The organism is Paenibacillus sp. EZ-K15, from assembly GCF_002573715.1.
Taxonomy (GTDB): domain Bacteria; phylum Bacillota; class Bacilli; order Paenibacillales; family Paenibacillaceae; genus Paenibacillus_AQ.
Genome location: NZ_PDHM01000005.1, coordinates 33,228 through 47,804 on the forward strand (window position 1 = coordinate 33,228; position 14,577 = coordinate 47,804).

At 52.2% G+C, this 14,577-nt stretch carries 12 protein-coding genes; 6 read left to right on the forward strand and 6 right to left on the reverse strand.

Annotated elements, in window-relative coordinates; all coding sequences use genetic code 11:
* Positions 1-34: 34 nt before the first annotated feature.
* The 5 genes from CRG97_RS02455 to comJ all read left to right on the forward strand — a co-directional run bounded on the left by CRG97_RS02455 (position 35) and on the right by comJ (position 3,827).
* Entirely contained in the window at positions 35-622 is a 588-nt protein-coding gene (locus CRG97_RS02455) for a TetR/AcrR family transcriptional regulator (protein WP_098741599.1), read from the forward strand.
* Positions 619-1,698 carry a DUF418 domain-containing protein gene (locus CRG97_RS02460; protein WP_098741600.1) on the forward strand — a complete coding sequence of 360 codons (1,080 nt, stop codon included), beginning with the start codon at positions 619-621 and terminating at the stop codon, positions 1,696-1,698. The genes CRG97_RS02455 and CRG97_RS02460 overlap by 4 nt, the downstream gene beginning before the upstream one ends.
* 269 nt (positions 1,699-1,967) lie before the next feature.
* Positions 1,968-2,567 carry an SMI1/KNR4 family protein gene (locus tag CRG97_RS02465; protein ID WP_098741601.1) on the forward strand — a complete coding sequence of 200 codons (600 nt, stop codon included), beginning with the start codon at positions 1,968-1,970 and terminating at the stop codon, positions 2,565-2,567.
* Positions 2,568-2,655: 88 nt separating this feature from the next.
* Positions 2,656-3,306 carry a hypothetical protein gene (locus CRG97_RS02470; RefSeq protein WP_098741602.1) on the forward strand — a complete coding sequence of 217 codons (651 nt, stop codon included), beginning with the start codon at positions 2,656-2,658 and terminating at the stop codon, positions 3,304-3,306.
* A 35-nt stretch (positions 3,307-3,341) separates the two neighbouring features.
* Positions 3,342-3,827, forward strand: coding sequence for a competence protein ComJ (gene comJ, locus CRG97_RS02475; protein WP_098741603.1), 486 nt, complete (start codon positions 3,342-3,344; stop codon positions 3,825-3,827).
* 180 nt (positions 3,828-4,007) lie between these two features.
* On the opposite strand, the gene CRG97_RS02480 is transcribed toward comJ, so the two are convergent.
* From CRG97_RS02480 to fabF, 4 genes are all read right to left on the reverse strand, one after another.
* On the reverse strand, positions 4,008-5,123 hold the full coding sequence (locus CRG97_RS02480; protein ID WP_098741604.1) for a DUF3298 domain-containing protein: 1,116 nt from the start codon (positions 5,121-5,123) through the stop codon (positions 4,008-4,010).
* 73 nt (positions 5,124-5,196) lie between these two features.
* The gene (rsiV, locus tag CRG97_RS02485) at positions 5,197-6,078 is read right to left on the reverse strand and encodes an anti-sigma-V factor RsiV (protein WP_098741605.1); all 882 of its coding nucleotides are present in this window, start codon (positions 6,076-6,078) and stop codon (positions 5,197-5,199) included.
* Positions 6,078-6,590: an RNA polymerase sigma factor gene (locus CRG97_RS02490; RefSeq protein ID WP_098741606.1), complete on the reverse strand. Its 513-nt coding sequence runs from the start codon at positions 6,588-6,590 to the stop codon at positions 6,078-6,080. Before CRG97_RS02490 ends, rsiV begins: the two co-directional genes overlap by 1 nt.
* 201 nt (positions 6,591-6,791) lie before the next feature.
* Positions 6,792-8,033 (reverse strand): beta-ketoacyl-ACP synthase II, encoded by a 1,242-nt coding sequence (gene fabF, locus CRG97_RS02495; RefSeq protein WP_098741607.1) that lies wholly within the window; start codon positions 8,031-8,033, stop codon positions 6,792-6,794.
* A gap of 135 nt (positions 8,034-8,168) precedes the next feature.
* Here fabF and CRG97_RS02500 point away from each other — a divergent pair, with 135 nt between their 5' ends.
* On the forward strand, positions 8,169-9,008 hold the full coding sequence (locus tag CRG97_RS02500) for a helix-turn-helix transcriptional regulator (protein ID WP_098741608.1): 840 nt from the start codon (positions 8,169-8,171) through the stop codon (positions 9,006-9,008).
* Positions 9,009-9,965: 957 nt separating this feature from the next.
* On the opposite strand, the gene CRG97_RS02505 is transcribed toward CRG97_RS02500, so the two are convergent.
* Complete coding sequence (locus CRG97_RS02505; protein ID WP_098741609.1) at positions 9,966-12,926, reverse strand: DEAD/DEAH box helicase; 2,961 nt, start codon at positions 12,924-12,926, stop codon at positions 9,966-9,968.
* Complete coding sequence (locus tag CRG97_RS02510; protein WP_202618855.1) at positions 12,923-14,569, reverse strand: SWIM zinc finger family protein; 1,647 nt, start codon at positions 14,567-14,569, stop codon at positions 12,923-12,925. The genes CRG97_RS02505 and CRG97_RS02510 overlap by 4 nt, the downstream gene beginning before the upstream one ends.
* Positions 14,570-14,577: the final 8 nt, after the last annotated feature.

Below are 14,577 nucleotides of genomic sequence, written 5' to 3' on the forward strand. Positions count from 1 at the left end.
GTAAGTAGAATTATGAGGAGCTGTTTAGATCAAGATGAGTAATCCATCAACGTACGAGGTTATTTTAGATACAAGCTATCGCTTGTTTGCGGAACAAGGTTTTGAGAAAACGAGCATGGCGATGATCGCCAAGGAATTGGATGTATCCAAGCCTGCGCTTTATTATCACTTTTCTTCGAAGGAAGCTCTTATTGACAAGCTTTTTGAAGAGATTTGCCGCAGCATCGGTTTTCATGTTTATTTTCAACTGGAGCAATATACGGTGGAGAATTTCGGCGCGAGGCTTACTTCTGACGGATTGAACATGATTCATACGCAACAGGAAGATGAACACTACACTCGAATTATGAATCAGTATCAGGCCTTGGGTTACCGCGATCCTAAATATGCACGGCAGCTAATCGGCATTCTGGAAGGGTTCACTTCCGGCTTAACGGAGCTGCTACAGCATGGTGTTTCCATGGGAGCTCTTCCGGAGGGCAATATGAGAGTTCAGGCACAGATGCTGACGATGATCATTGACAGCATGGATAACTTCATGAGTTACGGTCTTGAGTACGATTATGAGGTGATCTGGACGCAAGCGGTCAACCAGGTGATGTCAGGAGCTGGCGGGAAATGAGCTCTAAGACAACGCGTTTAACCGCACTCGATTATGCTCGGGCCTGGGCCATCTTCGGCATGATTATTGTCAATTATAAACTTGCCATGGAGGTGGGGGATCATGGAGCCATTTGGCTGCAAACCATCGCCGGTCTGTTTGAAGGAAGAGCTTCTGCATTGTTCGTGGTGCTGGCAGGCATTGGTGTATCCTTAATGACTGCGAAGGCTAGTGTTTCCCGTGACCCACACATGATTCGAGAGAATCGGAAGACATTGGTGAGGAGAGCCGTATTCTTGTTCATAGCCGGGACACTTCTGCTGCTGACCGGATGGAGCGCCGATATATTGCACTATTATGCGGTATTTTTACTTCTGGCCGCGGTACTTATAACGGTATCGGACAGAACGCTCCTAATCCTGGCCGGACTCGTTCTGATTCTATCGTCATTCATGTTGATCCTGATGGACTACAGCAAGGGCTGGGACTCCGGTTTTCATCGATATACGGGCTTTTGGACCGGGGAAGGATTCATCCGTAATTTGATGTTCAACGGATATCATCCTCTTTTTCCATGGAGCAGCTTTTTCCTCATCGGCATGTGGCTTGGAAGAAAAGGCTGGTGGGGTGGCAACCACAGACGGAAGCTCATGATTTATTCATTGTCCGGAGCGGTTATATTCGAGCTGTTATCGTATTTCCTCATTCGCTGGACGTCCCCGTGGCTTGATGCCGATTCGGCGAGTTATCTGTTTACCACCAAGCCGATGCCACCCACGCTGCTCTATGTATGTTCTGCCGCTTGTCTGGCTGTTGCCGTGATTACGATCTGTTTTTATATCGTTGAGCGTTTGGAGAAGAACCGTCTGACAAGGTGGCTTATATGGACCGGGCAGCTCTCGCTCTCCCATTATCTCGGTCATATCTTCATTGGATTGGGGCTGCTGGAAGCGATCGGGTATTTGAACCATGGCAATCTGGGCTTTGCGGTTGCTTACGGCTGCGGTTACTTTGTGATGGCTGTCATCTTCTCTTGGGTATGGAGAAAGCGAGTGAAGCGAGGTCCCATGGAGCTGCTTATGCGAAAATGGTGCTAACTCTCCGGCAGGAGAGCGGGCTATCTCTGTCCCGCTTATCCCTGGGATGGAATTAACTGATTCCGGCATGAAATAGCTTCGCTTCAGCAGCCATAAATATCCTGGGGTGTTTTCATAAAAGAACCAAAACCAACATCTCAACAGGGATTTTGTCCCTTTTTTTGCATGCCGCAGGACATGTTGTTTTCATTGCAGCGTTCTATATACTTTTAGTAAAGGGAAGCACCCCGCTTGGAGTAAGTGGACATGTAATAAACGGAGGTTATTGTATGAATGCTGTCATTGATGGACTGATGCTCGAGCTGGAGCAGCAGTTGGAGGAGAAGGTCGCCGAAGATCTTCGGGATCTGCTGGAGGAATATAAACAATTGGAGGGGGCTGCTCCTGACCAGTTGCAGCTTTTCGAAGCGGAGTTCGGGATCAAGTTGCCGCAGGACTTTCGTTCGTTTTACAGTAAGAAGAACGGCAGCGGATACGGGTTTCACGTGCTCTATCCCGGTAATGAGGGGGATGGGGAATACACGCCGTTTTATCTGATGAGCCTGGATGAGATGAAGGAAGTCAAATCTTATTTTTGCGAGCGGGATGAACCACTGGATGCGTATTATAGTTCGGAGGAAATACAGCAGCTGGATCCGGAGATTAAACCGTACCTGTTTCACAAGGCGTGGTATCCGTTTGCCACGATGGCAGGCGGGTCGCTGTATCTGATGCTGGATTTCGATCCGGCTGAGCCGGGAACGTCCGGGCAGATCATCATGTACGTGCATGATCCTGATTTTGTGTATTATATCGCGCCTTCCTTCACGGAGCTGCTTCAGGCGTCCAATCGCAATCTGCGCACCGACATTGAAGAGGTGGACTACTGATGGATTAGCAGGAAGCGCTCTTGATGCTTACATAAGATGTCGTTGTGCGTGATAATCAGAAGAAGAACTAGCGAGGGGAGGTGACAGCATGAAAGGCAGGCGGGTCCTCTGGGGAGTGATCATACTGGTGGCAGCCACGCTGTTGATACCCGGCTATTTTATTGCGCGCACGTATGGGCTTTTTCAGAATGAGGTGGTCCTGACCAAGTACCAGCTGGCCGTTGATGTGGATGGTGAACAAGTGGATGCTTGGCCGCTGCTGGCCGGCTTCGCCGCAACCGACAAGCAAGGGGAACTTCGTCCGTTGTACTACAGGTTGGAAGGGTCGGACCTCAACATGCTGTATCAATTGGCATACGGGCAGTTCGAGGTGGAGGTTTCGGAGGACAATCCGTTCTTGGCAGGGCGGGTTCAGTATGACCATCTGGAGAGCGACTATATCGAGACGCGAAAAGAGTATGTGAACGCAAAGGATTACCGGCAGGACATGATCTTTTATAATGACCGTAAAGAGCCTATATTTACATATGATCCGGACGCCAAAGCGGATGGGGATATGGTGAAAGAGATTATCACCGCAGGCATGACGCGTTCCAACGGCCGAGGAGGATCGGGAGTCGTAGAGGATAAGTATCTGAATGTCACCCGATTGTTCGAGGAGAAGCTGGGCATTAGCATGCGGGTTCAGGTGGATAAGGAACGCAGGCTGGCCACGATCCATATGGAGCGGCTTAAATAGAATGCAGATATCCAAAAAGCGAGGTGCTTATACATATGCAGCATACGAAAATGACTCAAGAGGTCGATCTCACTATATCGCACCATCAGATACAAGTCCGCTCACGGGACTTTGATGAGGATTTGTGCCAATGGGGAGAAACCAATATCAAGCAGGGCGTTGTCATTCATCCCGGTTATCTCACCTTTGATCCCATCCCTGAGGATGCTTTCGGCGCCTGGGTGAAACTGGCCTTGAAAGAGGCGTTCATCGAAGATCCGAACGCGCAGCGGCGGATGGTCGTGCCGTTTGACGTTCTCGATCCCGAGAAGCTGGAGTTGTTGTCCGTCATGTCGGACGCCGTTATTGAGCTTCCGCTGCAAGCAGGGCGATATGCACTGTATTTTGAGATTTGCGAGGATGAAGAAGTGTATTATCGTTTCACATTTGTGGATGAGGGAGAAAGGGTTCATGCCCGGTATCTGATGGATGATGAATGGGGCGGCAAGGCAGGAGAAGATTTGTCGGAGGGGTATTGTTGACGGCATGCTGCACTGTAACGAGGGTACGGAAGGCCTCGTTAAGGTACGTCCTTAGCTTAACATGAAATAAGAAGAGGCCGTCTCCGTGTTGGAGAGGGCCTCTTTTTTACCGCATGCCGTGCTGTCCCTGCTTTAAAAGATGGTGTGCAGGAGGCGCAGGCTTTGAATGGAGTGGATCTATTATTTTGCAGCTGTCACCGTAATCTGGCCATCCTTGCTGTGATCTGCATTCAGGTTCAGAACGTCTGTCAGGAAAGCAAGCGGAACATAGATGTGGCCTTTTTTCATTACAGGAGCCGAGCCCAGCGAACGTGGGGTCATTTTACCCAAAGTGTAAGCATCCTTGTTCAGCTTCACCGCGCTCCAGACAGCTCCCTTGGAGATTTCTGTGGTTTTGCTCTTGCCGTTCCACTTGATATTGAATTGCAGCTGGCGCAGCACGGATACCTGAACCATGATCTTGCCGTTGTTATCTTTGTAATAAGCGCCTGATTTCACTACGGCTGCAGCAGGCTTTTGGTTGGAAACTTTACCCGGCAGCTTTACGGCAAATTCCGGTGTACCTGTGGATCCGGGGGCGATGCTGTATTTTTCGAATACGATATAGGCTTTTCCGTCCGCGACATAGAAGGATTGCTCTGCATCTATGCCTTGAAATCCGTCTTCGTTCGTGAAGTAATTGTCCTGATCCGCGGCAATCGCCGTTTTGACCGCCTTATCCACGATGGATTTGTAATCTTTACCGAACAGATCTTCGAGCGTCACGCGCTGGGCTTCGGCTTCGTTCGTGAAGTTGTACGTATCCACGCGGGGATCGCCATTGTTCATTCCGATGCCTTCAGTGATAACCTTAAGGGAGATCAAGCTGTCGTCTTTACCATCCGATGTGAGCTCATAAGTGATGGTCAGCTGATAAGGGTGCATGGTATAGCCGTTCTTTTGTGCATTTGCAGCAGCTTCCGCCGCTTCTTTCTCCCATTTGTCCATATCCTTGGAAGCATGGGATTCAATAATGTCATTCAACTGGTCTTGATATTTGGTGTCAGTTAGACCTTGGAATACAGGGATCTTAATATGGGTTTCCAGCCATTTATCCTTGGATTGCAGTGCTTTGGATGTTACCCGTTGCGGGGCAACGGTTGGAGCGGTCACCCGATTCGTGCTCGCTGCAGCTTTGGTTTCGGCATGGACATGAGCGGATGGCAGACCCGAAGCGGATATCATCAGGATGCCCGCTAATCCGGCAGCCGCCAGGGTTTTGGTTATTGGGGTTGTTGTTTTCATTGTTTTTTTCATTATATATTACCTCCAGGTTTATGGTTTGGTATCTACAATTTGTGATCTGTATTCGTAGTGATGAACGGTCAATCTATCGGATGTATTCGCTGCTGACGAGCTGGTCTGCGATCACTTCCGTTGGGATCGTAAATTCCACGACACCCATATAGCCGGGTGCAACATCGTATTCATTAAAGCTGATGACCAGTTTGCCGTTTTGGTTGATGTAGAAGTTTTGGTCCTTGGCGATCGTTTGGAACAGATCCTCCGGTACATCGGACTCCACACCGGGCTGCTCCACCCAGTAGATGTTGTCCGGATTATCCTGCATCTGCTGGCGCATCTGCTCCTTGATATTGTCACTGATGACTTGGATATAACGATCATCCTTGAACAGACTTGGCAGCGTGATCACCATCTGGTTCTTCTTGTCGATCGTATCGTATTTTCTTGATTCGGCGGAGCTTCCAGCAGATTCGACAATATAGCGCGAAAGCGTCAGCAGCTGTTCAGTGTCGGTGATTACTTCATAACCGCTAGCAAGACTCAGATGCGCGCCGCCTTCTTTATTTAGCAGGGCGACTTCGTCTTTGAAGTTCTCATACAGCTTTCTATTTTCTTCCAGATATTTGTTATTCAGGGTTTGCTCAAGCTCTGTATTTCCTAAGTTGGCAATGCCGGGTGTTTCAATATGCACTTCCGTGTTATCGTCTTGCTCGGCATATTCACGGATGGTGATCACCTTGATGATATGGCCCAGAACCGGCACATCGGACATGGCCCGGGCGAAGGCAGGGCTGGTATTCACTCCGGCGAACAGTAGGATGCATGCAGCTGCGCTACTAGCGAGCCAGGGCAGCGCTCTATTTTTTTTTCGTCTGGTTGCTATGGTCTTGTTGACAATCGAGCTTAGTTCGTCAGGAATAGGAGTGCTCTCGTACTGCTCTTTCATCCTATTCAGCTTGTCATGCATTATCGTTGTGCCTCCTCTTGATCTTCCTCGCTTAAGTTCACCCGCAGTCTCTGTAGTCCTTGGTATAATCTCGTTTTCACCGTGCTGACGTTCTCGTGGAGCACTTCGGCAATTTCGTCAATCTTCATATCTTCAAAAAACCGGAGTATGATGATGACCCGATACTTATCGGGTAATTCCTCCAAAGATTGGGCCAGATCCAGATTCGGATAGTGATCATGGCTCCCGGGTAATATAACCTCCAGGTTCTCGTCGTCCATGACATGGACTTTTTTCTGTTTTCTAATGAAATCCAGGGAGGTTGTAACAATAATTCGGAAAAACCAGCTTTTTATTGAACCCGTCTGCTTCAGCTTTTCCATGGATAAAAATGCTTTGTGGATCGCGTCCTGAACGATATCGAGGGCATCCTCTTTATTTCTAACGTAGCTGTATGCCAGCCGGTAGGCGCTGTCCTGATTTTCGGTTATACATTGAATAAGAAGCTTCTCAAGCTTCCGGCCGCCACTCATGTAAATATGACACTCCTTTGGGCCCGCGCGGGTAACCATCAATTGCAATTGCCTTACGGAAGCAAGACGTGCGAGTCTTGCAAAAAGTTTGATTCTGCGAAAAAAAATTTAAAAAGTGTTTCTGTCTCATTATTCAGCCCATTCTTCCAGAATCGCAACAAGAAAAAGACCCCAGTTTTCACTGGGGTCTGGAACTCATGGTTATTCGTGCTCATATTTCTGGATAACAATCGCCGAATTATGTCCGCCGAAGCCGAAGGAATTCGACATGCCAATCCGGAGCTCGGCGTTTCTCGCCTGGTTCGGTACATAATCCAAATCGCATGCCGGATCGGGATGCTCCAGATTGATCGTCGGCGGTATGATGCCTTCTTGCAGAGATTTCACGAGTGCAATGGCCTCCACGCCGCCGGATGCGCCCAGCATATGTCCGGTCATCGACTTGTTGGCCGTTACCGGAATGCGATACGCCTCCTTGCCAAACACCTGCTTAATGGCCGCTGTCTCCGAACGGTCACCGATGACCGTGCTTGTGGCATGGGCGCTGATGACATCCACGTCGGCTGGGGAGAGGTTCGCCTCGGTCAGGGCCAGCTTCATCGCCCGTGCCGCGCCGTTGCCGTCTTCCGGCGTGGCGACCATATGATAGGCATCCGAGCTGGCGCCGTATCCAATGACCTCGCCCAGAATTTCAGCGCCTCTGCTCAAGGCATGGGAGAGGGATTCCAGAACGAGGATGCCGGCACCCTCCGCCATGACGAATCCATCCCGGTCTGTATCAAACGGCCGGCTGGCCCGGCCCGGTTCGTCGTTACGGGAGGAAAGGGCGGTTGCATTCGCGAAGCTGGCCAGCGAGATGTCGGTCAATGCTGCTTCGGAGCCTCCTGCAATAATCACGTCGGATCGGCCTGCCTGGATGTTAAAGAAAGCCTCGCCGATCGCCGTATTGCCGATCGAACATGCCGTAACTGGCGCAAGCGTAGAGCCCAGCGCCTTGTATTTAATGCTAATGAGCGCTGCCGCCATATTGGGAATCATCATGGGAACCAGGGTGGGGCTCACCCGCTCTGGTCCTCGCGAAGACAGCGTGTCGCTCTGATTCATTAAGGTTTGAATACCGCCGATGCCGGAGCCAACGTATACCCCCATCCGCTCATGATCGATCTGATCAAGATCGAGTCCCGACTGACTTATGGCTTGATCCGCCGCAGCCAGGGCAAACTGGCAGAAGCGGTCCAAACGCCGAGCTTCCTTAACGCCAAACAGCGCGTTTGCGTCAAACTCCTTCACGGCACCCGCTATTTTTACTTTTTGTCTTGATGTATCCATTGTTTCTATATGTGTAATACCGGACTCTCCCCGTACAAGCCGGGACCAGAACGTCTCAACATCATGGCCCAGCGGTGATATGACGCCCATACCGGTGATAACAACTCTTTCCATGGATCAACAGCCTCCTTAAGACTTTATAACTTGTCAATCTTAAGGTTATAATGTCACGTGTAGTATCCTATTACAAGATACCGTTTATCCTAGTATAAATACTGCTATCCTTAATGAATGAAGGGGGCTTGTACAATGAATTCCCAGGTTAGGCTGCAAGCGTTGTCGGCATTCTTGAAAGGTCAGCGTGCCAAAATCTTGCCCGAGTCCGTCGGACTTCCGCCCGGGACTAGACGGAGAACACCAGGCTTGCGCAGGGAGGAGGTCGCCCAACTGGCGGGTGTCAGCACCACTTGGTACACCTGGCTCGAGCAGGGACGCGACATCCAGGTGTCGTCATCCGTGCTGGACTGTGTCGCCAATGCGCTTCAGCTGAATGCGGATGAGCGTAGATATCTGTATTCGCTGGCGCTGGAGAGCGGAGCGGAGCCGTATACGGTCAAACAAGAGGCGGTGCAGATCAGTCCGTCCCTGCAAAAAATCATCACCGAGCTAAAATATTGCCCCGTCATGATATCGGATCGGATGTGCAACATCGTGGGGTGGAACCGTGCAGCTGCATACGTGTTCCTTGATTTTGACCGCATTCCGCCCGAGGAGCGGAATATGATCCGGCTGCTCTTCACCCGCAGGGAGTTTCAACGCCTGGCGGTGAACTGGGAGCAGTTCGCCAGCGGCTTCCTGTCGATGTTCCGGTCGTATTACGGTCAATATGTCGAGGATGAGTGGTATGACCGTTTTCTGGAAGAGATGAAGCAGGGGCATCCGGATTTCAATCGGATGTGGGAGCACAGCCAGGTCAGCTACGCCCCGGAAGTACATCTGGAGTTCCGGCATGCCAAGGCCGGAAAAATGGTATACGAGCTCACGTCGCTCAAAGTGTACGGGAATGATGACCTGCGGTGCAGCATCTATACGCCAGCTCCCGATACGACAACAGAAGCAAAGCTGCGGCAGCTGATGGAGGAGAAGTAAGCGGAGGGAGTGGGGCTGGCTGCTCTTGTTGCTCCTGGTGTAAGGAGCTTGGTTACTGTTTGCTGTTGGTGCGGCTGAAGTAGCGGCCTGGTTACCGATTGTACTAGGTGTGGCTGGTGTAGGGAACAGGTTGCTGATTGCACTTGGTGGAACTGAGGTAGAGGACTCCAGTGATGTGTGCACTTGCGCACCAAGAGTAGGGATTCCGTTGCTGATTGCACTCGTTGCGCCTGGAGTTGAGGGCTCCAGTGGCGTTTGCACTTACTACACCAGAAATAGCGGATTCCGTGCCGGTACTTACTGGTCTTGAAGTCATCTACTACTTGTTGCTCCCGACCTATCGGACTCCAGATCCGTTATATTATGAGATCATGCCATAATTTCAAACTTAGCGGACACTAGATCCGCTATTGGGCTCGTTTTCGGCCTTTTCATCGTTTTTTGGAGCAAATAACGGAACTAGGGTCCGTTCGAGTTCAAAAATGGTGGATTTTTTCCTGAATAACGTATTCTGTGTCCGTTTATGGATAGCATCGCCACCTATTACCCTGCTACCAGGCCCGACGTAAGGGTGCTGCCCAACTCGCGCAAGTGAGGCGGATTATCTTCTAAGCAAGAGTATCTTAAGTTGAGCCTGATTACCCAAGACAAAGTACTTCAACTGGTTCGAACCTTAGAATCCTTAGTCATATAAGCTTCATGCGCGTAAACCAAAGCGAAAGTATTCTAATCATTAAACTCCTCTAAACAACAAAAGCCCCGTGTCGCACACGGGGCATTCTATTATTCAACATATGGTTATAGAGCGACACCTGGTGGCCGCTTAGGAGTTCCACAGGCATTCCGCTGTGCTCCACCTGTTGGGGCCGTATGTCCAGATCGAGGTCCTGATCTATGAGGAAGAATTGCCGCAGATCCGTCGAATGTCGCCTATCCGTGTACTTCTTGATCCGACGCTTACGCCCAGTCGCGCCGCAGCGTGAAGAGATCCTTCAGCTCATCGGTGGACAGCTCGGTAATCCAGCCCTCGCTGCTTGCGATGACCTGATCGCTCAGCTGCTGCTTGCTCTCCAGCATCTCATCGATCCGCTCTTCGAGCGTCCCCATGGAGATGAACTTGTACACCTGGACATCCTTGGTCTGTCCCATCCGATAAGCGCGGTCGGTTGCCTGATTCTCCACCGCGGGGTTCCACCAGCGGTCGAAGTGGAACACATGATTCGCCGCGGTCAGATTCAGACCAACGCCGCCGGCCTTGATCGAGAGGATCATGACATTCGGCTGCTCTTCGGGCGGCAGCGTCTGGGATTGGAATTGTTCGATCATGCGGTCGCGCGTCCGCTTGGGCGTGCTGCCGTTCAAGTATAGCACGGGCTCCCCAAGCTCTTGATGCAGCACCTGTCGCATCATCTCACCCATGCCGATATACTGGGTGAAGATCAGGCAGCGCTCGCCCTCTTCCCGCAGCTCTTTCACCATGGACAGCAGCCGCTCCAGCTTGGCTGAACGGTTGACGACAGCTTCGGTGTCGAGCAAGCCGCCGCCTCCCGGCAATTCCGGAAGCGGCTCCTTCGTAAGCAGAGCCGGATGATCGCAGAGCTGCTTGAACTGTGTAAGAGCTGCCAGGATGGCCCCTTTGCGCTCGATGCCCTCGAGCTTTTGCATGCGTTCCAGCAGGCTGTTCACGGTCTGATCGTAAAGCGCACCTTGCTCAGCTGTGAGATGGATATAGGTCTTCATCTCGTTTTTGTCCGGCAGGTCGAGCTGAATTGCAGGATCCTTCTTCTTGCGCCGGAGCATGAAGGGCTTGATCAGCTTCTGCAGATCAGCCGTGCGCTGTTCGCTCCTGTCTTTCTCGATGGCTTGGATGAACCGGAGATTGAACGCGCGCAGGCTTCCAAGATATCCTGGATTGATGAAGTCATAGATGGACCACAGTTCGGACAGCCGGTTCTCAATCGGTGTGCCGGTTAAGGCAACGCGATGCCTTGCCGGGAAACTTCGCACGGCGGCGGATTGCTTGGTGTCGGCATTTTTGATATTTTGGGCCTCGTCGATGCCGATCGCTTCCCACTTCATGTCTCTTAACATTTCTTGATCGAGCGTGGCCGTCGCATAGGAAGTAAGGATAATATCGGCTTGGTAAGCCTCTTTATAGAAATCCTCGCTGCTGCTTCGTTTGCCGCCGTAGTGAAGCATGACCTGAAGCGACGGGGCAAACCGTTCAAGCTCCTTCTGCCAATTGCCCAGCACCGAGGTGGGACAGATCAGCAGGGAAGGGAGGCGCCGCTCTTCCCGCTGCATCGCCGTCTCCTTCACGTGCAGCAGGTAGGCGATAAACTGCACGGTTTTGCCAAGACCCATGTCATCGGCAAGGCATGCCCCAAGCCCGTAACGCCGCAAAAAGGCAAGCCAGGCAAAGCCGTCATGCTGATAAGTCCGCAGCTCGGCCTTCAGCCCAGCCGGGACAGGAAGGTTCGGCCATTCGCTTTGTCGGCCAAGCTGGCCGATAAGCTTCACGAGGTGCTCGTTCAGCTCCACCTCAAGCTTGATCCGTTCCGGGTCCCGCGCTTCCTCAGCATCCTGCTGAGTCTGCTCCGACTCATCGTTGTTCCCGAGCAGATGCAGGTGCAGAATATCCTGGAACGATAGGCCTTCCTCACGATCTACGCCCGCCATCATCTGGCGGATTTGGGCGACCAGAGCGGGATCCAACGGAATCCACTGGCCCCGGAACCGTACCAGCCGTTCGTTCCGGGCAACAAGCTCCGCGAATTCCGCCTCGGAAAGAGTAGCTTCGCCGATGGCGATCCGCCAATCGAAATTGACCAGCGCATCCAGACCGAACAGGGAACCGCCGCTGCTTCGCTCGGCGTTCTCGCCCTCGCCCGAGCGTACCTTCGCCCGCAGTTTGGGTTTCTTCTTGCTGGCGGCTTCCCACCAAGCGGGCAGCAGGACCAGCCAACCTGACTGGAGCAGCCGCTGGCTGTCAACGGTCAGGAACTGCCATGCAGCCTCGTCGGATAGAGGCGTACCGAGCGCATCTTCAGTTGGAGCGTGAAGCACCCTTGCCGGCAGTGCTGCCTGCAAGCCTTGGAGCCACCCGGGGGACCGCTCCTTGATATGGGGTGTCCATGTCTCCGGCCATGATCCGTATGCCTGCCCGTCTTCAGCCAGACGAACGGCTGCAAGCGATCCAGCGTCTTGCTTGTCTTGCAATACAAGCCGAAGGCGCCATGCGGCTTCTTCTTCGTCAGGCTCCAACAATTGCAGCAGCGGTCGGAATGGAGCGGTATCCGGCCGCCATCCGATGGCGATCAGCCATGACTTGTCGTCCATGCCTTCGGCTGCCGTGCGGTTCGGCGAGAAGAGAAGAGGGTATTCTCTGCGCAGGTCAGCCGCCGCCTCTTCGCTGCCGTAACACTGATCTTGAACGGCGGCAGAGAACGCCGCCCGTAAGCCCTCATTCCATATCTCGTCTGCATTCAGCAGGGAAAGACGGGACAACTCTTCCGCTGTGAATGCCTCCGGATCCCAAATCCATTGCAGCTTGCCCGATTTGAAGGCACTCAAGCTGGGTGCGTATTGCTTGTCCTGAATGCAAGCTGCCAGCGAAGGAGCAATTTCAATGAAGGGAAGACAATCCTCGTCCCATACCCATTCAATATGCTCGAGCAGTCGTCCATCCGCAAAAAACGGTATGACCTGCTCGGAAGGCAGGATGATCACTTCCATATCCTGGACGGATTGAACGGTAAGCTCTGTTCCGTAGAAGGAAGCTTCGTGCCACGCGAATAAACGGTGCTTCAGGTATTGTCCGGACACGTAACCCCGCATGACGGTAGAGCCGTATATGACGGCATCTCCGTATTCGCTTAATGCCATGTGGACCGTGATGGTTTCTGTGTGTCTGCTCATGATATCAGCTTTCCTCTCCGCAGCTCTTCCTGGAATGCGCGAAGCCGGCTGTTTCGTACGGACAACGAGATAATGAACAGATCCCAGCGCTCCTGCTGCTTGAGCTTTTTATATAGCTTGGCCAACCGTTTGAGCAGCTTGACTGCTGCTTTATAGCCGGCTCGGTTCTTATGAAGGATGTACCGCTCGACGGCCTGATGGTAAAAAGGCAGCAGCAGCTCGGGCGCATTCTTCTCAATCGGCGCGAGCTCGCTGACCCGGAGCTCCAGCGGCTCCCGGCCTGTGCTTAATTGGTAGTCGATCCATTCCCGCCATCTGCCGTGCGTGATCAAGGCATTCTGATAGATGTCCTTCGCATAAGGAAGCATGTCGGCAAGACTGCTCCACATCTGTTCAGCCTCCTCGGGCAGGTGCTCTATGACGGCATCCCAATAGAACTGATAGCTGCTGAGATGCTCGTTGCGGTGACTGCCAAGCAGCGGGCCGATCTCTGGGAGCCAGTGAGCTAAGCGTTCCCATTGTTGCCCGGAATGCAGCATGTCGAAGAAGCCCAGGACGAAAGCCGGAGACAGACTGCTCACCTTGTCTGCTTCCCTGATCAGGCTCCAAGACGTTTCGTCTTGTCCGAGGTAGAAGGACATTAAGCCCTGCGCCATATACCACGAGGCACGCGAGAGGGTGCTGCCGAATTCGGCTTCGGCTGCCTGTAACTGCTCTAACTCCGCCTGGATTAAGCTGTTGTCCTTTTTGGCAAACGGATAGATCCAGTACATCCAGAGCTGCATATAGACCTGGGCGTAAAATTTGCGGTTCCGCGGCTCGCTCAGCATGATTCGCCGGACATGCGAAATGGTCTCGGTCAGTCGCTGCTTGAATGCCTCTCCATGTTCGCTGCTCTCAAGCCCTTCATGGAAGATGCGCTCGATTCTGGCCAGGATATGATCCGCTGCTACCTGCGTATGATAGCCGATGTAGGATCCGGAGGAATTCCAGGCACTAGCGGGCTGCTTGACCAGCTTCTCGAGAATAAAGAGATGAGCATGAAGCTCGTACAATGATCCCATTTCCGGCGGCATCGGCGGTTTGATGTGATGGAGGGAGGCCAGTGCATTTTTGGCGTAAAACGAGTTCTGCGTATTAGCTCCCAGCGAAGCCGTGCAAACTTCGAACAGCTCATGCCATGCGGAGATCGGCAGCTCGGGCAAATGGTCCGCCTTGACTCTCCATTTTGATGCTCCGGCAGACGGCCGTTCTTGCGCTGGGCTGAAGTCGGACTCCTTTCGGTCATACGTAGAGGTGGGAGCATACGTGGTGGAATGGGCATTAACTAGGGCGTGAATGGAACGACCCTGAAGCTGGGCATAGTCAAGCAGAACAGCCACCATATGCTTGCAGCCTTCATTAACGGGACAACTGCATGTGCTGTCACTCAGCGAATGAAGATGGAGCTGGATACGGTAAGTTTCCGTTCCATCAACGGCAGCCTCAATTATCCCGGCAGCCTCTGTCAACTCGCTTGTGTGAACACGACCTTGCTTGTAATATTGAAACCCCCGTTTAATAGTCAAATCGCTGAAGTAACCGGCGGTTTGTTGAATGAGCGTCTGCCACTGTATATCATCTAACGTTTGGTTTGGGTTCATTATTGGAC

Excerpts from the sequence above, each read along its gene's own strand:
- CRG97_RS02465 (WP_098741601.1), top strand. The coding sequence starts at position 1,968 with ATGAATGCTGTCATTGATGGACTGATGCTCGAGCTGGAGCAGCAGTTG.
- fabF (WP_098741607.1), bottom strand. The coding sequence starts at position 8,033 with ATGGAAAGAGTTGTTATCACCGGTATGGGCGTCATATCACCGCTGGGC.
- CRG97_RS02490 (WP_098741606.1), bottom strand. The coding sequence starts at position 6,590 with ATGAGTGGCGGCCGGAAGCTTGAGAAGCTTCTTATTCAATGTATAACC.
- CRG97_RS02455 (WP_098741599.1), top strand. The coding sequence starts at position 35 with ATGAGTAATCCATCAACGTACGAGGTTATTTTAGATACAAGCTATCGC.
- CRG97_RS02470 (WP_098741602.1), top strand. The coding sequence starts at position 2,656 with ATGAAAGGCAGGCGGGTCCTCTGGGGAGTGATCATACTGGTGGCAGCC.
- rsiV (WP_098741605.1), bottom strand. The coding sequence starts at position 6,078 with ATGCATGACAAGCTGAATAGGATGAAAGAGCAGTACGAGAGCACTCCT.
- CRG97_RS02460 (WP_098741600.1), top strand. The coding sequence starts at position 619 with ATGAGCTCTAAGACAACGCGTTTAACCGCACTCGATTATGCTCGGGCC.
- CRG97_RS02505 (WP_098741609.1), bottom strand. The coding sequence starts at position 12,926 with ATGAGCAGACACACAGAAACCATCACGGTCCACATGGCATTAAGCGAA.
- CRG97_RS02510 (WP_202618855.1), bottom strand. The coding sequence starts at position 14,569 with ATGAACCCAAACCAAACGTTAGATGATATACAGTGGCAGACGCTCATT.
- CRG97_RS02500 (WP_098741608.1), top strand. The coding sequence starts at position 8,169 with ATGAATTCCCAGGTTAGGCTGCAAGCGTTGTCGGCATTCTTGAAAGGT.
- comJ (WP_098741603.1), top strand. The coding sequence starts at position 3,342 with ATGCAGCATACGAAAATGACTCAAGAGGTCGATCTCACTATATCGCAC.
- CRG97_RS02480 (WP_098741604.1), bottom strand. The coding sequence starts at position 5,123 with ATGAAAAAAACAATGAAAACAACAACCCCAATAACCAAAACCCTGGCG.